Below are 19,932 nucleotides of genomic sequence, written 5' to 3' on the forward strand. Positions count from 1 at the left end.
GCAGCAATCACCGGCTAACGCTTCAAGCGCGGAGCTGCTCGCCCACCGCCGCTTTGTCGATCACCGACCAGACCTCTCTGATGCGTCCATCTTCGAACCGGTAGAACACGTTCTCGCCGAAGCGGACCCGCCGACCCGCGACCGCATGGCCGAACAGGTTGCCCACGGGCGTGCAATCGAACCACAGGCGGCACGCCACATGGGGCGGTTCTGTGAGCAGCACCTGCGGATCGAAATGCAGGTCTGGAATGGCGCGGAAATCCGCTTCGAGCATGGCGCGGTAGCCGTCCAGCCCGATCCGTTGCCCGTTGTAGTGCACCTCGTCATGGACGAACCGGCCGAGGTCGCTCCAGTGCTGGGCGTTCAGGCAGGCGAGGTAGCCGCGGTACAGGGCTGCTAGTTCAAACGTGGTCATCGCGGTGCTCCGTAGGGGTTCGCCGTTCAGGCTAGCGGCTAAAAGCCGTGACGCTACCCAAGAAGCCTGTCGTTCAGCGCCGCCTATCGCGACGATAGGAAAATTTCATATTTATCCAAACGGCCGGGTTTCATGGCCCACAAAGCCGCGCGAGCCCGCTGATCCCGGGGGATACGGCTGCGCCGAGGTGGGCTTCAAGGCGTCTCGGTGCCCAAGGGTGCTTCTGTTCAGTCACGCTCGGAATGCTACGGTTTGTAGAGCGGTGCCTGACCGCACTTACAACAATCACGTGAGGAACCGAAGATGAATGATGAGTCTGGATCAAACGCGGGTGGTGGCTGCCCCTTCGGTCATGGCGACGGCGCGCCACGCAAACGCCCATCCAACCGGGACTGGTGGCCTGAGTCGCTCAGCCTGACGTCGCTGAACCAGCACTCGCCGCGCTCGAACCCCTATGGGGGTGACTTCGACTACGCCGCCGAATTCAAGACGCTCGATCTCGACGCTGTGATCGCCGACCTGCACAAAGTGATGACCGATTCGCAGGATTGGTGGCCGGCCGACTTCGGCCATTACGGCGGCCTGTTCATCCGCATGGCCTGGCACAGCGCCGGGACCTATCGCATCACTGACGGCCGCGGCGGTGCGGGCGGCGGCCAGCAGCGCTTCGCCCCGCTCAACAGCTGGCCTGACAACGCTGCGCTGGACAAGGCCCGGCGGTTGCTCTGGCCGATCAAGCAGAAGTACGGGCGCAAGCTGTCCTGGGCGGACCTGTTCGTCCTCACCGGCAACGTCGCGCTCGAGTCCATGGGCTTTAAGACGTTCGGCTTCGGCGGCGGCCGCGCCGACACCTGGGAACCGGAAGAGCTTTACTGGGGGCCGGAAGGCACCTGGCTCGGCGATGAGCGTTACAGCGGCGAGCGGCAGTTGCATCCGGGCCTTGGCGCCGTGCAGATGGGCCTGATCTACGTGAACCCTGAAGGCCCCAACGGCAAGCCCGACCCGAAGGCCGCGGCCATCGATATCCGCGAAACCTTTGCGCGCATGGCGATGAATGACTATGAGACCGTGGCGCTGATCGCGGGCGGCCATACCTTCGGCAAGACCCACGGCGCGGGCGACCCATCGTTTATGGGGCCGGAGCCGGAAGGCGCGCTGATCGAGGATCAGGGCCTGGGCTGGCGCAGCAAGTTCGAGACGGGGGTCGGCCCACACGCCATCACCTCGGGCCTGGAAGTGATCTGGAGCCAGACCCCGGTCAAATGGTCCAACTACTTCTTCGAGAACCTGTTCAATTTCGAATGGGAGCTGACCAAGAGCCCGGCGGGCGCGCATCAGTGGGTCGCCAAGGACGCCCCGGAAATCATTCCCGACCCCTTCGATCCGAACAAGAAGCGCAAGCCGACCATGCTCACGACAGATCTGTCGCTGCGCTTCGACCCGATCTACGAGCCGATCTCACGTCGCTTCCTCGAGAACCCGGAGGAATTCGCCGACGCCTTTGCCCGCGCCTGGTTCAAGCTGACCCACCGCGACATGGGCCCAATCGCACGCTACCTCGGCCCTCTGGTACCGAAAGAGCAGTTGATCTGGCAGGACCCCATCCCCGAGTGCGATCACCCGCTGATCGACGATGCGGACATCGCGTCGCTCAAGCAAAAGCTGCTGGGCATGGGCTTCTCGGTCTCCGACCTGGTGTCGGTGGCCTGGGCATCGGCCTCCACCTACCGCGGCTCCGATAAGCGTGGCGGGGCGAATGGCGCGCGTATCCGCTTCGCGCCGCAGAAGGATTGGGAGATCAACAACCCGCCGTTGCTGGCCAAGGTGCTGGAGAAGCTCGGCCAGATTCAGAGCGACTTCAACGGCTCGGCCAGTGGTGGCAAGAAAGTCTCCATGGCAGACCTGATCGTATTGGCCGGCTGCGCCGCCATCGAGAAGGCCGCAATGGAAGGTGGGGTCGAGGTGAAAGTGCCGTTTACACCGGGGCGCATGGACGCCGAAGAGAAGTGGACCGACATCGAGTCGTTCGAGGCGCTGCGGCCGGCTGCCGATGGCTTCCGCAACTACTACCACGACTCCAACTTCATGGCGCCCGAGGAAGCGCTGGTCGACAAGGCCCACCTGTTGCGTCTGAGTGCGCCGGAAATGACCGTGCTGGTCGGCGGCATGCGCGTGCTGGGCACCAATGCAGGTGGCAGCCAGGACGGCGTGTTCACCCAGCGCGTCGGCACGCTGTCGAACGATTTCTTCGTCAACCTGCTGGACATGAAGAACGAGTGGACAGCCACCGAGCACAAGAACCGCTTCCAGTGCCTGGACCGTAAGTCCCGCCAGCCCAGCTGGACGGCGACACGCGTCGATCTGATCTTCGGCTCGCAATCGGAACTGCGTGCCCAGGCCGAGGTGTACGGCATGACCGATGGCAACGAGAAGTTCGTCCATGACTTCGTCAAAGCCTGGGATAAAGTGATGAACGCGGACCGGATGGACATCGGCAAACCCGCCGATCAGTTCAGCCAGAAGCTGTCGGCGTAAGGCTGCGGCGGCGCCTCTTGGGGCGCCGCCTGCCTCTTTCAGCGTCATGCGAGGCTGCAATGGCTGGCGTGGCGTCCTCCCCTGATCGCGGCGCTTGGCGCGACTCTTCTGTGCAGCGCTGGCCGCAGCGCCTAAGCCCGTCAGGGAATCAATTTGTCTTCGCGCAACCGGGCAAACACCTTGAAGAACGCCTCGTCACTGGCCTGGTAATCCAGAAAGCCGAGCTTGCGGCTTTTCGACATATCGGTGACCACTTCAATGGGGCGCCCCAGGTCGGCATCGGTGTGCCAGGGCGAGATGAGCGTGGCGATGTCCGCTTCGGCCAGCCCGAAGCGCTGCGCGATGTCGGCCCATATCGGCGCATCGTCCGCCATCTGCTGTTCCAGCGGGGCGGGTGCGTCGAACGGCGCTGCCTCGATGCCGAACCAGTCGGCGATGCGCGACCACATCCATTTCCAGCGAAACACATCGCCGTTGACGATATTGAATGCCTGGTTGGCCGCCGCCGGGGTGGTGGAGGCCCAGCGCAGGTGGCGCGCGAGTTGGTCGGCGTCGGTCATATCGGTCAGGCTGTTCCACTGCACCTCGGAGCCGGGGAAGCGGAAAGGCCGACCGGTGAACCGGCAAATGGAGGCGTACACCGCCAAGGTCGTGGCCATGTTCATTGCATTGCCCACGGCGACACCTGTGACGGTATGCGGGCGGTGGACGCTCCAGTTGAAGCCGTCGCGCGCCGCTGCCGCAAACACTTCGTCTTCCTGCGCGTAATAGAAGTTGTCGACGTCCAGCCGGCCCTGCTCCTCGCGGAACGGCGTCTGCGGCAGCGAGCCCTTGCCGTAGGCCTCGAACGGGCCAAGGTAATGCTTGAGGCCCGTCACCAGCGCGACATGGCGCACCGAGCCCGAAGGGCGGACAGCATCGAGCACGTTGCGGATCATTTGCGCGTTGACGCGGATGTTCTCCGCTTCGCTGGCCTGGCGAGACCAGGTCGTGAGAAAGACATGCGTCGGAGAAACGCTGCTCAGCGCTGCAGTCAGCGCGGCCGGGTCGAGCAGGTCCGCGCTGATCGGCGTGATGCCCAGCCCGGTACTAGGGCGGCGCGCGAGCCCCGCCACGGCCCAGCCCTCACTGACCAGCAGGCGAGACACCGCGCTGCCAACGATACCGCTCGCCCCGACCACCAATGCTTGATTTGCCATCTTCGAACCCCCACAAAACGAAACTGGCCTGCACCTTACCCACTCGAAAAAGCCGATCCAAGTCGGCACCAAATGGTGACCATTCCCCATGCAACCGGGCTCTGACGAAAAACAATGGCAGGAAGACTGCGCGCCGAGACGGGTGCTGGAACTCTTCTCCACCAAGTGGACGAGCATGATCCTGCACACCCTCCATGCGCGCCACGACGGCACGGCACGCAGCGGCGCACTGCACCGAAGCCTGCCCGGCATCTCCAAGAAAATGCTGATGCAGACGCTTCGCGAGCTAGAAGAGAGTGGCCTGATCGAGCGCCACACACTCGAGTCAGTCCCTCCGGCGGTGAGCTACGCGCTTTCGCCGCTGGGTCAGTTGATGGTCGAGCCTATCGAGATGATCTACGAATGGGCGAGGCAGCACTCGGGCGCGCTGGATGAGTTGCAGCCAAGACGAACGTCGCGGCGGCGTTAGATTGCGCTGGCGATTCGCGCGTGCAGCCAGTACCCGAATCGGCCAGCCCGCGTAGGGTGCAGGCGCGGATGCTGCAGTCCCGCTCGGGTGGGTTTCGATGTCTCGATCCTCAAAGCAGGGGGCGATCGGGGGGCTGTGTCCATGTTCGGTTGCAACGCCCGGCGACACGCCTGTGTACGCAGGGGACGGCTACGGCCAGGTTCGAAAGGGCAAACGAGCCCTGCTGATCGTGACCACCGTCGGCTGCTCCGAACGGCAGCGCTGGTATCAACGGGTCTGTGTCGTTTTCAAGGCCGGCGGCGCCTCGAACTCTACCAACGAAATATTGGCAGCCGCTGGTCTGTGAGGGCTCATGCCGGGATATGATGCGCGCCCCCCAAACCCGGCCACTTCAGGTCACCATGCCCGGCATTCACCTCTATACCGACCTGTCGGGTTATTACGACCTGATGTGCGCGGATATCGATTACAGCGCACAGAGCGGCTGCATCCATCGGCTTCAACAACTGTTCGGTAACGGCGGCCGCAGGCACTTGGACCTTGCGTGCGGAACGGGCCCGCACGTGCGGCATTTCATCGATGCGGGCTATGAAAGTGCTGGGCTCGATATCAACCAGCCCATGCTCGACAGGGCCACGATTCGCTGCCCGGAAGCGCGTTTTTCCCTGCAGGACATGTGTGGCTTCAGCGTGGATCGGCCCGTCGATCTGATTACCTGCTTCCTTTACTCAATCCACTACAGCGCGGGTATCGAGCGGCTGAAGCGCTGTATCGCCAGCGTTCATGCGGCCTTGGCTGATGGCGGCGTTTTCTGCTTCAACGCGGTCGACAAACAGGCCATCGACAATCGCTCATTCGTTTCTCACCGCGCCGACCATGCCGATGGCCTGTTCAGCTTCAGCTCCGGTTGGCACTACCCCGGCACTGGCGAACAACAATGGCTCAAGCTGCGCATCGAGCGAACGCTTGCCGATCAAAGCCAGGTTTGGAGCGACGAGCACCCCATGGTGGCCGTGAGCTTCGCGGAGCTAGGCGCATTGCTGGCCCCGTATTTCGAAGTACACATGCTCGAGCACGACTACACCCGGATCGTCCCGTGGAACGGGGTTTCGGGTAACGCGATATTCGCGTGCGTGAAAATCTAAGCAGCGTGCTGTCTCGCGCCGCGCGGGCAGCAAATTGGATGTTGGCGGGCGCGGGCGCGTTGACGCCCCGTCAGTGCAAGCGACTGGCGCCCGAATGCGTCTGGACGAGATGCTCGGCCTGCCGAGTCAGTTCATCGAGCAGGCGGTCGCGGTCTTTTTCTGCATCGCTCAGCGCCTCGGCGCCCTGTTGCTTCACGAGATAGGTATGGATCTGTCGCACCTCCTGCGACTGGAAGATCGGCTGCAAATCCTGGATCGCTAGCGCGCCATCCGAGGCTTGGTTGCGCGTACTCATCACCACCTGCGGGCCGCGCGCGACCAGCGGCATGAAGCCGAGCGCCTCGAAGTACGGCACCTTGGCTGCTACGCAGGCAACCTCCGCATGGGGAAAACGCGACACCATGTCCACGACCATTGCCTTACCGATGCCTTGGCCACGATGGCTGCTCTTCACCGCCAGATAGATGAGCGAGCTCGCTTCCGGGTCGTCCACATAGGGCAGATACAGCGCAAAGCCGAGTAGCGTGGCGGGATCATCCCCATCCAGCGCCAGGATCAGTTCGGGCTTGCCGGCCTGGGCACCGTCCATGCTGTCCAGGTAACGATGCACTTCTAAACCGACCACGTATTGATAGAGCGGGTACAGCGGATTGCTGGGCGGCAGCGATACGGCGCTGATGTCGCTGAGGTAATCCACCACCATCTGCAGCACCTGGCTCTTGAGCGATTCCGGTGGCGGGGTGTTCAGGTGGGTGAGGGTGAACATCGGGGTGCTCCGGGCCGGCTGCAAAACCGGCATTGTACTGGGCAAGGCGATCCGTGCCAGGCGAGCGCGTTCGATGCGCGCCAGGGTAGGCACGCGCCGTGCTACCCGTCGTGCGGTTCCGGTTAGGCATTGCTGGAAGGATCGCAGGGCAGTAGTGTGGCCCCCGGCCATCATTGGTGGTCAGACCCCAGCCTGAATCGGGGCAGCCGACTCCGGTGGCTAGGAATGCCAACTACACAAGGACTCGTACATGAACGCCGCCTCTCTAACTTCAATCAAAACGACGCTGTTGGCCGTGCTGGCTGTGACCCTGGTCGGTTGCGTCACCAACCGCTCGGTCGTCGATGTATCCGTCCCGGCACTGGCGGCCGCGACTGGGCAAAAAGTGGTTATCACGACGCTCGACGAGCGGACTTTCGAGGCCAAGCCACGCAGTGCTGATATCCCGTCCCTCAAAGGCGGCGAGATCAACGACACCTCAATCACCGAACGCGCCTATGCCCGCAAGCGGAATGGTTACGGCAAGGCATTGGGCGACGTCGTGTTGCCGTCCGGCCGTACCGTCAGCCAGTTGGTGGGTACTGCCGTAGCCAATGCCTATACGCAGGCCGGTTACCAAGTCGTGGATGGGCAAGTTGCTGACGCCCGTCACGTCAAGGTGCACGTCAAGGAGTTCTGGACCTGGTTCTCGCCAGGCTTCGCTTATGTCGCCGTCAACAACAAAGCCAACCTGGTCATCGAGACGAACGGCCAAGCGCCGATGGAAATCTCGACTGAAGTGGAAGACGGCATGCAGTTCGTGACCGACAGCGATTGGGCCAAGGTAACCAGGCAAGGCCTGAACGAAGTAACCGCGGCTGTTGCCAAGAAACTCGAAGCAGGCAAGTAACCGTTAAACGCAAGCCTATACGTCGGTAGGTGACGTATAGGCTTGCCTAAGCCGACGCCGAATCCGGCTAGGCTGAAATCTCCGCGGTTGAACCGGCGTCAACTGGGTTCCCGCTGACGCTGAGGCTGGCCCGCAGGAGCGGCCTTCAGTGCCGCTTGAAGCTCGCTCACCAACGCATCCACCTCCCGCAACGCCTGCTCCACTGACGCAGCCAGCACCTCGCCTCCGGTTTCCTGCCCTTCGATTGCGATCTGATGGATGCGGGTAATGCCGATGAAGTTGAGCGCCGTCACCAGGTTCGGCTCCAGGTGGTTCATGTGTGCCATCTCCCCGCCAGGGCCGAAACCGATGCCGCCCCGGGCGCTGAGGATGACGGCATGCCGCGGCCTGTCCTCCAATAGGGGTACGTAGGGATCCGGGAGCCGGCTTTCGTCCATTCCTACCGTACGACCCAAGCGCACGATCTGGTCGATCCACGCCTTGAGCGCCGCGGGCATGCCGAAGTTGTACAGCGGCGTACCGATGACCAGTACGTCGGCCGCGAGCAATTCGTCGACCAGCTCGTCGCTTTCGGCCAGTGCGTCTTTCATCCAGGGTTCGTGGCGCTCTGGCGGGGTAAAGGCCGAGGCGATCCAGTCGTGGTTGATGAAAGAGGGCGGGTTCTGACCAATGTCCCGATAGGTCACGCTGTCCTGCGCGCGGTGGGCCAGCCACCCACTGATGAAGCGGTGCGTGAGGTGGCGACTGTGCGAGCCATGCTCGTCCTTGCCGGCGACGCCGGGGCGGGCGCTGGCGTCGAGGTGCAGTAGGTGCGTCATGACGGGTCTCCTCTGTGACTGAATTCATCTGTGTTCGCGTTGAATTCAGGCTATGGCTAGGCTGTGTGGGCGACAAACGACCATTTCTTCCCGTTACGCATGAGGAAAACTCAGCCATGGCGCATCGCTGGTTACCTTCGTTATCCGCCCTGCGCGCGTTCGAAGCGGCCGCACGGCACGAGAGCGCAAAGCTGGCGGCTGAGGAGCTGCACGTCACCGCCACGGCGATCAGCCACCAAGTTCGCTCGCTGGAGGAGTCGCTCGGCGTCTCATTGTTCGTGCGCAAACCCCGCAAGCTGGAACTGACCGCTGGGGGCCGTGAACTCCAACAGACGCTGGAAACGGCGTTCGACAGCATCAGCACCACGGTCGAACGCCTCAGCGCCGCGCCGTGCCGGCAAGCCATCACGCTCAGCACCACACCGGCCATCGCCGTGCGCTGGCTGGTGCCTTGGGTGTGCCTGCTGTTGGAATCGCACCCCGATATCGACCTGCGCTTTCACACCTCGCACGAACCGGTCGCGCTGGATGGCGTTACGGCCGACATCGCCATCCGCTATGGCGACGGCCGCTGGCCCGGGCTTGTAGCCGAGAAGCTGATCGACAACACCTTCGTCCCGATCTGCAGCCCGTTGCTAGGCCTGCACGACGCCAACGACCTGCCCAGCCATCCTCTCATTCACTTCCAGGCACGGGGCGCCACCTCAGCGCCGATTCATTGGGCATCGTGGCAAAAGCTCGCCAAGGTGCCAGAGCTGGACGTCAGCGCCGGGCTGGTCTTCTCCGACGAAACCCATGCCATCTCGGCTGCGATTGGTGCGCAGGGCGTGGCCCTGATGAGCCGTCAGCTGATCGAGGATGAATTGAGGGCAGGGCGGCTGGTGCAGCCCTTCGGGCCGGAGATGGAGGGCAAGCCGTTTCATCTCGTTTATCCCGAGAGTCGGAAGGATGACCCGGCAGTGCAGGCGGTGAGGGAGTGGGTGATGAAGGTGCCGGGTGGGTTGTGTGAGGTGACGGGCTGATACAGGCAATGTCGAGTCTATCGGGCAGGTTCCTTTTGGTTATCGCCCGGATGGCCGGCCCCCGTCATCAATTTCCAGTGAGCTTTAGCAGGCCAACCGCAAGACACAGCCATGCCATGCCGACACATGCCAGCTTGGTCGATAGGGTCATAAGGCGGCGCAGCGGAGGGGGGAAGTTGCTAACGTCGTTGGCATCAAGCACCCCTTTTCGAACATTGAAATCCGAAAGAAGTAAGGCTCCGCTTAGCGACCCGACCAGATAGAAACGGGAAGTAAAGTTTCTTGTTCCCAAGATGTGCTGCTGCTTAGCCCACGCACTGTTTGGAAGAGCTGACAGCATGATGTTGAAGTGGCGACTACAAGCGATGTAGACACCAATCGCTACGCCAGATAACCCAATAACGAAGGGTGTCAGCATAAAAGCGAATGCCCACCACGAATTCCAAAAGTCAGTCATGGTTTAGTTTGCTCATATAGAAACTCTCCCATCCACTCCCCACCATCACCCCCAATTGATCCACCAGCAGCCGAAGCGCCGCCAACCACAACCAAGCCACAAATCATCCCGCCAATACCTGCAGAGCCCATGCCGATTGCTGCACAGATGGCCGGCGCGGCGGCGCTTCCAATCCAGACGCCGACAGATCCACCACCCAGCGCTCCAGCAAAACTCCCTGTCTCCGTAAATCGAATCTTCTGACACGCCTGGGTTTCGCCAGCCTGACAGACCTCTTGAACTTTCAAGACAGAGGCCGTACCACCTAGGGCAATACCTATATAGCTGCCGTTCTTGAGGTACTTCGCCGCCTTGGCAATTTCATTCATGTGGGTCGCGTATCCGGGTATCTGGCCTGGCGCGCCGCCTTTGCTCCAATGGTGCACCAAGCTACGAGTGGAAATACCAAGATCCTGGCGCAGGGTTGGGTAGTTACCCAGGCCCAGTTGCTTGCCAAGAAATGTCGCCTTCAGCTGACTGTCGAGCTGGCGGTACAGCTGTTGACGGGACGTGAAGAATTGCTGGCTGCGCAGATGACCATGCGCTGCGAACTCGCGCTGATGAAGGTATTCGATATCGCGCAGCGTGTTCTCGATTTGCTTCAAGCCGTTCCCAAGCACGTCGGTGCCGAGCCCCAGCGACCCGCTTGCGCCGCCGACCATCAAAGCGATTTCGGCTTGATGGTCGGCCATGAAATTGGCTTCGTTCTCGCTCAATGGCTCCAGAGCCGCGCGCACCTCAGCGGCGGCAGCCATCAGGTCAGCTTCTTCGCGTGAACAAGCGGCTGGATTGATCAGGTTGCCGAGGACGAACATTTTTCCGGCTTTGAAGCCTTTCGCAAAGGTCGGATTTAGCGCCTTGATGCGATTGACCAGGTGTTTGTGCGGCGCGTCGGCGAACAGCCTGGCAAGCACCTGCTCGCCGGACATGCTGCGCGGCACCCTGTAGAAGCCGGGCGGAAGGGCCTCGGGAAGCTTGAGCAAATCGGGCGGCGGCCAATCCGATTGTTCTGGAGCGGCTTCGATCTTTTGCTCCCAGGCGGCAAAGGAGGCGCCGCCGTTGCCTGGCTTGATCTTCGGCATCTCAGCCTGGCGGCCCCAGCCATGATCAGGCAGCCAGCTTGAATCGCGGCTGCCGGTGCTGTCAGGCTTCCAGCCGGTGTCCAGATCCCACCCCTGATCGACTGGGTAGGCCGTGTCTTTGAGGGTGTCCGTCCCCATGAAAATCTTCCCTGTGCTGTTGAACCGGGCCGCAGTCTATCTGTTTGATGGCCTTGGCTAACCAGCCCTTGTTCACGGAACTTGGGCTTAAGCACTGTCGAGGGCTGTTAGATTTCGAATCGCGGCCTGCCAGCATCACTAGCGTTTCGTTCGGCACGGCGGAAAATGAGCGGGTTGGGGGTTAGAGCGTAGGGTGGAAAACGGCGAAGCCTTTTCCACGCGTTATCTCCAGACTACCCCGCTGCCGGTGTTACGGTCCCTTGGGTATTGCTTACCAAGTCCTTTCCTTTGCCCCGGTTACGCATGCCTGGACGTCTTCGTCGATCACGTTGCCCGGCTTTAGGCATTCATTGATGGGCCTAAGCGCTGTACCAGCGGCCGGTTTAGCGCGCTGCTTGAGGGCTGACCTTGCACCTTCGGCCAAGAGCCCATCACCGCCTGCCATGAACTCAAGCATCGTTTCGGTATACACACCCGCAGCACGCTTGGTCAGTGGTGCCATGGCTTCGCCCAGTTGCGTGGCGACCGGCTTGTCGTCTTGCGCGTGCGCGGGCACAGAAAGTGCCAGCAAGAGCAGAATGTAACGACCAGTCATGCTGGCATCTCGTTTCGTGTGGTCTTGCACTTCGGGTATTGCGAGCAGCCCCAGAACGAGTTGCCGACGTTGCTCCCTCGTTTTGCTACGCGCTGAACCATTGGTGCTTGGCAAGCAGGGCAGGAGGGTGCTGTTGCATGAAGCGTTTGCGCCTGCGATTCGGGTGATGCCACCGCTGGCTGACAGGGTGCTGGGCTGGCTGTTGAATGAGGCTTTCGCCGAGCCGCATTTGCTCGGCTTTGGCGAATCATGTCGTTCAGCTCTGGGCCTTCGATCAGATGCAGATTCTTGCCTCGCGCGAAGAGCTTTGCGTCTTCGGTAAACCGGCCGGAAATCACCACGAAGCCGCCATTCGCGCCTTCGGCAGCCATTACCCCGAAGAGCTCGCGCACTACGTTGACCTGCACCAACTGGCGCCGCCATTGCTTGCATTGCACCAGATGCTTTTCCCCGTCCTTCAGCAGCACTAGATCGATACCGCCATCAGCCCCACCTTGGCCAGTCTCCTGAACGGTAAAGCCTTTACGCCGGAAGGCTTCACCGACTAGCAACTCAAACTCGCGCCAGCTGATGGATTCGAGTGCGTTTGCGCTGCTTGCTACGGAGTCAAAAAGCTTCTTGCGGCGCAAGCGACCGAAGATCGACGCGATGGCTCCGACTACCAGCGCAGCAGAGACGAAGTACTGCGCCGGTACTGCCAATCCGCGCAGCATCATGCCGGACATCTGTCCGCCTAGGTCGGCGGGGTTGGCTGGTGTCGGGATTGGTGATGTTGCGATGCTGTTGAGCCACAGATACGCAATCAGCGCCATCGGCAGGCTAACCCACCAGGGCAACAGCGCGGCGAGATCGATCAGGTCTTCGAAAGGGGATTGCTTGCGGCGGCGTGCCATATCGCGTCCTTGTGATGGCTAAATGCTTTCGCCAGGCAATGTGCCGACAGAAAGTGGGATCGGCAAGGGGTTTGTGCGCTTGGGTGACAGTCGGTTGGTTTACGCCAATATAGGGTGGAAACGGCAAAGCCTTTTCCAAGCGATTGCGGTTCGCCTCCCTTATTCAGCCGGATCCCGTCAATTCGCCACACCACTCTCGGGGATATACGCCGGCCCTGACGGCCCGATGAAAGCTGGAGTAGGGCCAGTCAGAGACGCGGGTGACCCATCCATGCTTCAGTGGGTTGAGGTGAACATAGTCAACGTGATGCCGGTAATCGCGCTCGTCACGAATCAGATGCTCCCAATAACGCCGTTGCCAGATCCCTCGCTCGCCACGGGATCGTTGCGTTGCCGTCAGCACCTCGGTTTTTGGCAACCGCCTAGCAAATGAGAACTTGATGACCTTCCAGCGCAGCGCAAAATCTGCATCGTCGTCGGGTAGCGTCCAGACGCAATGCATGTGGTCAGGCAAGACGACCCAGGCATCGATATGAAAGGGGTGTCGTTCCCTGGTGGCCCGCACCGTCTTGCGGAGAAGGTCGATGTGACGGACAAGAAGATCGCTTCTGCGGTTACGCAGATTGACCGTGAAGAAATAGGTCGCACCCGGCACCTGGGCACGGCGGTATCGAGACATGCGGCTCATCCTTGAGCGTCGTGTTGGCAGGAGGTCCATATTCGGTGGATAAGCAAAGCGTTATCCACCCTACGCCATCTCACCCGCCCACACCGCCGACGCATCGACGTTACCGGAGGTAGGGTGGAAAACGGCGAAGCCTTTTTCACACGTTATGCCCAGGCTACCTCGCTACCTCGCTACCTCGCTACCTCGCTACCTCGCTACCTCGCTAAGAGCTCGGGAAAGATCACTTCCGAAACTTCTCATATTAAAATTGTTCTTGGTTTTAATTTTTTCGCTATACATTGATGTGTATTCAAGGGTAAGCATTAAGTCGTGCTGGCTTAGAAACTTGGATGCTTCTAGTAAGCAGCGTGAGGATTCCACTGACGATAGTTTTATTAGTGGGATCTCTTTGTCTGCAGGGATGATTGAGCCTTGGGGTATCCAAGACTTAGAGAAGCATAGGTCATCTATATCTATGGATTTGAGTGCGTGCTCCCATATGTCTTTAGAAAGTGAGTGAGTAGTTCCGTCTATGCTTATGGTGGCTTTGTTTAGTATTGCGGGGCCCAGGCCGTAATTCGAAATGTATATTCCGTTTCGTTTGCCGGGCCCTTCAAGATAAGGAGTGCTTTGTAAGTACGGCCTTACTGACAGGCGATTGTGTTCTCGTGATGCATAACCTTGCCATACAGAGATGGTTAGAGCTAAGACTGAGATACTAATTGTCGCAATTGTACCTATTTTATTCATTTGTTACCTTTTGTGCCGATGCGAGGGGCGGGGTGAGGATTCGGCTTACTTCACATCTGTTTACTCGCATTTGGCTAGTATCCTTGCTGTTTTTTTATGTGAGCGCACAGGCCGTCAAGATCTGGGAATATAGTTGAGTTGTTAATTCCATACTTTGTCAAATTCTTTAGAAAAAAGGATTTTTGATTGCTTGGAATTATTAATTTTAAGATCTTTGGTTCGTCTATTTCCTGGCAGCAGTCTGGGTGGATCGTGAATGCTCCAGATTGAGCTGTGATTCTTTTCGAACCGTGCGCTGGAAGAAACTCAACAGGTTTGGTTAGCTTCTGTATGTTGATTTTTTCTTCTCTTTTGTATTCCCTGGCTTCGTAAAGGTAAACGGCTCCGTCGCGCTCTGGAAATTCTCTTACGGCAAAGAAGCACGCAACAAGAGGGCTGAAAGTGCAATCAAGAAGCCGCGTGGGAAGGCCGTGATGCTGAGCAAGTGTCAGCCATTGGATATCATTGTCGGGCTGCTTTTCGAGATGAGGCCGAGAGTGCGCTTTGAAGACCCACATCATCTTATCTTCTCGGGCTTTATGCCCAGTAGTTTCATGTCTGAATAAAGAAGGTAGTAGTTTGAAATTTCTGTCGGGAACGCCTCGGAATAGGTCGTTAGGGTCTGACGTACTAACCCGCTCTAGAAAATCACCAATGCTGGAAACTATAACTTCATTCTTTGTGGCAGTTAGGTAGGCGTCAGCAAATATCTCTGCCTCCAATAAAGCACCATACAGATCCCGGCACTGAGATCTATATACTTTCTCCGCCTCTTTGTACTGTTCGTACGAGCTGCTAGTCAGGAGGTCTTGTACGGTGCCTGGCCTGCTAGATCTTCTTAATTGGGGGTTTTTGGGGAGCGTGCGGAGTAAAGCGAACTCACTCTGTAGAAGCTGTAGCTCTGCCTGTGTGTTTACGAGAATTTCGGCGGAATCTAAGAAGTCGTCTAGCTCGTTCGCAACTTGGCTGAAAAGTGGCTTGTCTGAAAGGAATTCATCCGTGATGCCATGCTTGGTGATTGCGCGTTCTTGCACATTGCTTGATGGATTCACGTAGCAGTGAAAATGTTTTCCTGTAAGTTCCCGGCTACTGATTTCTATAGCGCCAATTTCGACAAGACGATCTTCGTTTCCTTGCAGTAAGCCAGTGGAGTTAGCGCAAATGAATACTTGTCTCATATGTGCAGTCTCAAAAAAGCCCCGCTTAGCGGGGCTTATGTCCTTTCCTTGGCGGCGCTCGAATTACTACCGTTGATCAATCCCAGCTCAAAGCCCCACCCGTCTGATACTCAATAACCCGCGTCTCAAAGAAGTTTTTCTCTTTCTTGAGGTCCATGATCTCGCTCATCCACGGGAACGGGTTGGTGGTACCCGGATACTCTTCCTTCAACCCAATCTGCGTCAGACGGCGGTTGGCGATGAATTTGAGGTAGTCCTCCATCATCGAGGCGTTCATGCCGAGGACGCCGCGGGGCATGGTGTCGCGGGCGTATTCAATTTCCAGTTGGGTGCCCTGGAGGATCATCTGGGTCGCTTCGTCCTTCATGGCGGCGTCCCACAGGTGTGGGTTTTCGATCTTGATCTGGTTGATCACGTCGATGCCGAAGTTCAGGTGCATGGACTCGTCGCGCAGGATGTATTGGAACTGTTCGGCGGTGCCGGTCATCTTGTTGCGGCGGCCCATGGAGAGGATCTGGGTAAAGCCGCAGTAAAAGAAGATGCCTTCCAGTACGCAGTAGTAGGCGATGAGGTTGCGTAGGAACTCTTTGTCCGTCTCGACGGTGCCGGTCTGGAAGGTCGGGTCGGAGATGGAGCGGGTGTACTTGAGGCCCCAGCTGGCTTTTTTCGCGACGCTCGGGATCTCGTGGTACATGTTGAAGATCTCGCCTTCATCCATGCCCAGCGATTCGATGCAGTACTGGTAGGCGTGGGTGTGGATCGCCTCTTCGAAGGCCTGGCGCAGGATGTACTGGCGGCACTCGGGATTGGTGATCAGGCGGTACACGGCCAGCACGAGGTTGTTGGCGACCAGGCTGTCGGCGGTGGAGAAGAAGCCGAGGTTGCGCTTGACGATGCGGCGCTCGTCCTCGGAGAGGCCGTCCGGGCTCTTCCACAGGGCGATGTCGGCGTTCATGTTCACTTCCTGCGGCATCCAGTGGTTGGCGCAACCATCCAGATACTTCTGCCAGGCCCAGTCGTACTTGAAGGGGACGAGCTGGTTGAGGTCGGCGCGGGCGTTGATCATCTGCTTGTCGCCGACGTGAACGCGGGCGGATTCGCCTTCGAGTTCGTCCAGGCCTTCCTGGATGTCGAGGTCGTCCAGGGCCTTCTTGGCACGGGCGACGGCAGCGGAGTCGTCAGAGGCAACGGCGCGTGCTTCTTCGACAGAGCCGGCGGCGTCCTGGTCGAGTTTGGCGGGGGCTTCGTTGCTGGCGGCAGCGGCTTGTGGGGCAGCCGGAGCGGCGGTGGTGGTTTCTTCTTCGTCGAATTCGTCCCAGCTCAGCATGGCGGTTTCTCCTGATTGGGGACCGGCGCGGCCGGTCGGGAATGTTCTGGGCTTTTGTGTGTGCACGCAAAAGCGGGTGTTTTGTTGGGTCGGGGTTTGGGCCCGGCCTTTGTTTTGTTCTGAGGGTTTTCCCCTCACCCTAGCCCTCTCCCCGGAGGGGCGAGGGGACTGGAGCAGGGCTGGCCTCTGCTATTGCACTAACTCAGATCGGGAGTTGGCGGATAGCTGATCGCGAGCAAGCTCGCTCCTACGAAAAGCGAAAAGCGAAAAGCGAAAAGCGAAAAGCGAAAAGCGAAAAGCGAAACTGGTCGCAGCAGCTCGGTGTGAGCGCGAAGCTGAGCGAGGCAGCGCTAGGCGCCGGGCGGGTCGGAGCCCCTGAGCGTACGCATGTACGTGATGGGGGCCGGCCTGACCGGCAACAACGCGCGGTCCGCTCTGGGGACCGCGACTTTCAACTACTTACTTATTGGCAGGCTTCGCAGTCTGGCTCATCGATTGCGCACGCTTTTGGCACCGGTGCCGGACCTGCCGACATTTCTGGCGCTGGTGCGGCTTTCGCCGGCGCAGCACTGGCGCCGCTGTTGCCACCGCTGGACACGGCGTTGAGCTTGCCGGTGTTGACGGTGGACTTCTCGGTGCTGGTCGCGGCCAGGGCACGGAGGTAGTAGGTGGTTTTCAGGCCACGGTACCAGGCCATGCGGTAGGTCACGTCCAGCTTCTTGCCCGAGGCGCCGGCGATGTAGAGGTTCAGCGACTGGGCCTGGTCGATCCACTTCTGGCGGCGGCTGGCGGCGTCGACGATCCACTTGGTTTCCACTTCGAAGGCGGTCGCGTAGAGGTCCTTCAACTCCTGCGGGATGCGCTCGATCTGCTGTACCGAACCGTCGTAGTACTTGAGGTCGTTGATCATGACCGCGTCCCACAGGCCGCGCGCCTTGAGGTCGCGAACCAGGTAGGGGTTGATCACGGTGAATTCGCCGGAGAGGTTCGATTTCACGTACAGGTTCTGGTAGGTCGGCTCGATGGACTGCGACACGCCGGTGATGTTGGCGATGGTCGCGGTCGGTGCGATGGCCATGATGTTGGAGTTACGGATGCCGTTCTTGACGCGGGCACGGACCGGCGCCCAGTCCAGGGACTCGGTCAGGTCGACGTCGATGTACTTCTGGCCACGCGCTTCGATGAGGATCTGCTGCGAGTCCAGCGGCAGGATGCCCTGGCTCCACAGCGAGCCCTGGAAGCTCTCGTAGGCACCGCGCTCGTCGGCCAGGTCACAGGAGGCCTGGATGGCGTAATAGCTGACCGCTTCCATGGACTTGTCGGCGAAGTCGATGGCGGCATCGGAGCCGTAGGGGATGTGCTGCAGGTACAGCGCGTCCTGGAAGCCCATGATGCCCAGGCCCACCGGGCGGTGCTTGAAGTTGGAGTTCTGCGCCTGCGGCACGGAGTAGTAGTTGATGTCGATGACGTTATCGAGCATCCGCACGGCGGTGCGCACGGTGCGCTCCAGCTTGGCGGTGTCGAGCTTGCCGTCGACGATGTGGCGCGGCAGGTTGATCGAGCCCAGGTTGCAGACGGCGATCTCGTCCTTGTTGGTGTTCAGCGTGATCTCGGTGCAGAGGTTGGAGCTGTGCACCACGCCGACGTGCTGCTGCGGGCTGCGCAGGTTGCACGGGTCCTTGAAGGTCAGCCATGGGTGGCCGGTTTCGAACAGCATGGACAGCATCTTGCGCCACAGGTCTTTGGCCTGCAGGGTCTTGTAGTTCTTGATCTTGCCGTATTCGATCAGGGCTTCGTAGTACTCGTAGCGCTCCTCGAAGGCCTTGCCGGTGAGGTCGTGCAGGTCGGGTACTTCGCTCGGCGAGAACAGGGTCCACTTGCCGTCGTCGAAGACGCGCTTCATGAACAGGTCCGGAATCCAGTTGGCCGTGTTCATGTCGTGGGTACGGCGACGGTCGTCACCGGTGTTCTTGCGCAGCTCGAGGAATTCCTCGATGTCCAGGTGCCAGGTTTCGAGATACGCGCAGACCGCGCCCTTGCGCTTGCCGCCCTGGTTGACCGCCACCGCGGTGTCGTTGACCACTTTCAGGAAGGGCACGACGCCCTGGGATTTGCCGTTGGTGCCCTTGATGTAGGCGCCCAGTGCACGTACCGGGGTCCAGTCGTTGCCCAGGCCGCCGGCGAACTTGGAGAGCAGGGCGTTATCGCGAATGGCGTCGTAGATGCCGCCCAGGTCGTCCGGCACGGTGGTCAGGTAGCAGGAGGACAGCTGCGGACGCAGGGTGCCGGCGTTGAACAGGGTCGGCGTGGAGGCCATGTAGTCGAAGGACGACAGCAGGTTGTAGAACTCGATGGCGCGGGCTTCGCGCTGTTCTTCCTCGATGGCCAGGCCCATGGCGACGCGCATGAAGAAGATCTGCGGCAGCTCGAAGCGCACGCCGTCCTTGTGCAGGAAGTAGCGGTCGTAGAGGGTCTGCAGGCCGAGGTAGGTGAACTGCTGGTCCTGCTCGTGGTTGATCGCGGCGCCCAGCTTGGCCAGGTCGAATTCCTTCAGGCGCGGATCGAGCAGTTCGAACTCGACACCCTTTTCCACGTAGGCAGGCAGGGCTTTGGCGTAGAGGTCAGCTATTTCGTGATGAGTGGCGGCTTCTGCGACATCGAGGAAGCTCAGGGCTTCGGCGCGCAGGGTGTCCATCAACAGGCGTGCAGTGACGTAGGAGTAGTTCGGCTCACGCTCGACCAGGGTGCGGGCGGTCATCACCAGGGCGGTGTTGACGTCGGTCTGCTCGACGCCGTCGTAGAGGTTCTTCAGGGTTTCTTTCTGGATCAGCGCGCCATCGACTTCTTCGAGGCCTTCGCAGGCTTCGGTGATGATGGTGTTCAGGCGTCCCAGGTCCAGCGGCGACAGGCTGCCGTCGGCACGCTTGATGCGGATGCTCGGGTGGGCGTCGACCGGTACGTCGACCGCGCCGCGCTTGCGCTCCTGGGTGCGCGATTCGCGGTAGATCACGTAGTCGCGGGCAACCTTCTGCTCGCCGGAACGCATCAGGGCCAGTTCGACCTGGTCCTGGATTTCCTCGATGTGGATGGTGCCGCCGGAAGGCATGCGGCGCTTGAAGGTGGCGGTGACCTGTTCGGTCAGGCGCTGCACGGTGTCATGGATGCGCGACGAGGCGGAGGCGTTGTTGCCTTCCACTGCGAGAAACGCCTTGGTGATGGCGACGGTGATCTTGTCATCGGTGTAGGGGACGACGGTACCGTTGCGCTTGATCACGCGCAGCTGGCCCGGCGCCGTGGCGGCCAGGTCCAGCGTGCCATCGGCTGCCAGCGGGTTCTCGCGAATGGACTCGTTCTGCATGGGGTCTCCGGATTCTCTCTGTCTCGGTAGATCGTGGGTGTTGGGCCTGCCTCGGGGGCGGCCGCGTTCTCGTACGGTCGGTCTGGCACTGCATGAACCATGCCCCGGCGAACCGGCACATGGGTCTGAAAAATGAAAACGATCCGGCACC

Annotated in this window: 17 protein-coding genes; 5 read left to right on the top strand and 12 right to left on the bottom strand. The window is 60.2% G+C overall.

Annotated features, from left to right (window positions below):
- Nucleotides 1–22: 22 nt before the first annotated feature.
- The gene (locus tag M1D78_RS06635) at nucleotides 23–415 is read right to left on the bottom strand and encodes an ester cyclase (RefSeq protein WP_437419991.1); all 393 of its coding nucleotides are present in this window, start codon (nucleotides 413–415) and stop codon (nucleotides 23–25) included.
- 303 nt (nucleotides 416–718) lie between these two features.
- Here M1D78_RS06635 and katG point away from each other — a divergent pair, with 303 nt between their 5' ends.
- Nucleotides 719–2,950 (top strand): catalase/peroxidase HPI, encoded by a 2,232-nt coding sequence (gene katG, locus M1D78_RS06640; protein ID WP_437419990.1) that lies wholly within the window; start codon nucleotides 719–721, stop codon nucleotides 2,948–2,950.
- A gap of 140 nt (nucleotides 2,951–3,090) precedes the next feature.
- Here katG and M1D78_RS06645 read toward each other — a convergent pair whose 3' ends face one another.
- Entirely contained in the window at nucleotides 3,091–4,149 is a 1,059-nt protein-coding gene (locus M1D78_RS06645; RefSeq protein WP_437419989.1) for an SDR family oxidoreductase, read from the bottom strand.
- A gap of 88 nt (nucleotides 4,150–4,237) precedes the next feature.
- On the opposite strand from M1D78_RS06645, the gene M1D78_RS06650 reads away from it, so the two are divergent.
- Nucleotides 4,238–4,618, top strand: a complete 381-nt coding sequence (locus M1D78_RS06650) for a winged helix-turn-helix transcriptional regulator (RefSeq protein WP_437419988.1) — start codon at nucleotides 4,238–4,240, stop codon at nucleotides 4,616–4,618.
- 401 nt (nucleotides 4,619–5,019) lie between these two features.
- The gene (locus M1D78_RS06655; protein WP_437420381.1) at nucleotides 5,020–5,763 is read left to right on the top strand and encodes a class I SAM-dependent DNA methyltransferase; all 744 of its coding nucleotides are present in this window, start codon (nucleotides 5,020–5,022) and stop codon (nucleotides 5,761–5,763) included.
- 70 nt (nucleotides 5,764–5,833) lie between these two features.
- Here M1D78_RS06655 and M1D78_RS06660 read toward each other — a convergent pair whose 3' ends face one another.
- The gene (locus M1D78_RS06660; RefSeq protein WP_437419987.1) at nucleotides 5,834–6,529 is read right to left on the bottom strand and encodes a GNAT family N-acetyltransferase; all 696 of its coding nucleotides are present in this window, start codon (nucleotides 6,527–6,529) and stop codon (nucleotides 5,834–5,836) included.
- 250 nt (nucleotides 6,530–6,779) lie between these two features.
- On the opposite strand from M1D78_RS06660, the gene M1D78_RS06665 reads away from it, so the two are divergent.
- Entirely contained in the window at nucleotides 6,780–7,418 is a 639-nt protein-coding gene (locus M1D78_RS06665; protein WP_437419986.1) for a flagellar biosynthesis protein, read from the top strand.
- 98 nt (nucleotides 7,419–7,516) lie between these two features.
- On the opposite strand, the gene M1D78_RS06670 is transcribed toward M1D78_RS06665, so the two are convergent.
- Complete coding sequence (locus M1D78_RS06670) at nucleotides 7,517–8,236, bottom strand: FMN-dependent NADH-azoreductase (RefSeq protein ID WP_437419985.1); 720 nt, start codon at nucleotides 8,234–8,236, stop codon at nucleotides 7,517–7,519.
- A 116-nt stretch (nucleotides 8,237–8,352) separates the two neighbouring features.
- On the opposite strand from M1D78_RS06670, the gene M1D78_RS06675 reads away from it, so the two are divergent.
- Nucleotides 8,353–9,258, top strand: coding sequence for a LysR substrate-binding domain-containing protein (locus tag M1D78_RS06675; protein WP_437419984.1), 906 nt, complete (start codon nucleotides 8,353–8,355; stop codon nucleotides 9,256–9,258).
- Between the two features lie 67 nt (nucleotides 9,259–9,325).
- On the opposite strand, the gene M1D78_RS06680 is transcribed toward M1D78_RS06675, so the two are convergent.
- From M1D78_RS06680 to M1D78_RS06715, 8 genes are all read right to left on the bottom strand, one after another.
- Nucleotides 9,326–9,715, bottom strand: a complete 390-nt coding sequence (locus M1D78_RS06680) for a hypothetical protein (RefSeq protein WP_437419983.1) — start codon at nucleotides 9,713–9,715, stop codon at nucleotides 9,326–9,328.
- Nucleotides 9,712–10,974, bottom strand: a complete 1,263-nt coding sequence (locus tag M1D78_RS06685; protein WP_437419982.1) for a hypothetical protein — start codon at nucleotides 10,972–10,974, stop codon at nucleotides 9,712–9,714. The genes M1D78_RS06680 and M1D78_RS06685 overlap by 4 nt, the downstream gene beginning before the upstream one ends.
- A gap of 271 nt (nucleotides 10,975–11,245) precedes the next feature.
- Entirely contained in the window at nucleotides 11,246–11,569 is a 324-nt protein-coding gene (locus tag M1D78_RS06690) for a hypothetical protein (protein ID WP_437419981.1), read from the bottom strand.
- Nucleotides 11,566–12,462 (bottom strand): restriction endonuclease, encoded by an 897-nt coding sequence (locus tag M1D78_RS06695; RefSeq protein WP_437419980.1) that lies wholly within the window; start codon nucleotides 12,460–12,462, stop codon nucleotides 11,566–11,568. Before M1D78_RS06695 ends, M1D78_RS06690 begins: the two co-directional genes overlap by 4 nt.
- Nucleotides 12,463–12,625: 163 nt before the next feature.
- Nucleotides 12,626–13,141 carry an REP-associated tyrosine transposase gene (locus M1D78_RS06700; RefSeq protein WP_437419979.1) on the bottom strand — a complete coding sequence of 172 codons (516 nt, stop codon included), beginning with the start codon at nucleotides 13,139–13,141 and terminating at the stop codon, nucleotides 12,626–12,628.
- Nucleotides 13,142–13,953: 812 nt separating this feature from the next.
- Nucleotides 13,954–15,096: an FRG domain-containing protein gene (locus tag M1D78_RS06705; RefSeq protein ID WP_437419978.1), complete on the bottom strand. Its 1,143-nt coding sequence runs from the start codon at nucleotides 15,094–15,096 to the stop codon at nucleotides 13,954–13,956.
- Nucleotides 15,097–15,172: 76 nt separating this feature from the next.
- Nucleotides 15,173–16,423: a ribonucleotide-diphosphate reductase subunit beta gene (locus M1D78_RS06710; protein ID WP_437419977.1), complete on the bottom strand. Its 1,251-nt coding sequence runs from the start codon at nucleotides 16,421–16,423 to the stop codon at nucleotides 15,173–15,175.
- 463 nt (nucleotides 16,424–16,886) lie between these two features.
- Nucleotides 16,887–19,781 carry a ribonucleoside-diphosphate reductase subunit alpha gene (locus M1D78_RS06715; RefSeq protein WP_437419976.1) on the bottom strand — a complete coding sequence of 965 codons (2,895 nt, stop codon included), beginning with the start codon at nucleotides 19,779–19,781 and terminating at the stop codon, nucleotides 16,887–16,889.
- Nucleotides 19,782–19,932 lie beyond the last annotated feature (151 nt).

It is taken from the genome of Pseudomonas sp. SA195 (genome assembly GCF_054131565.1).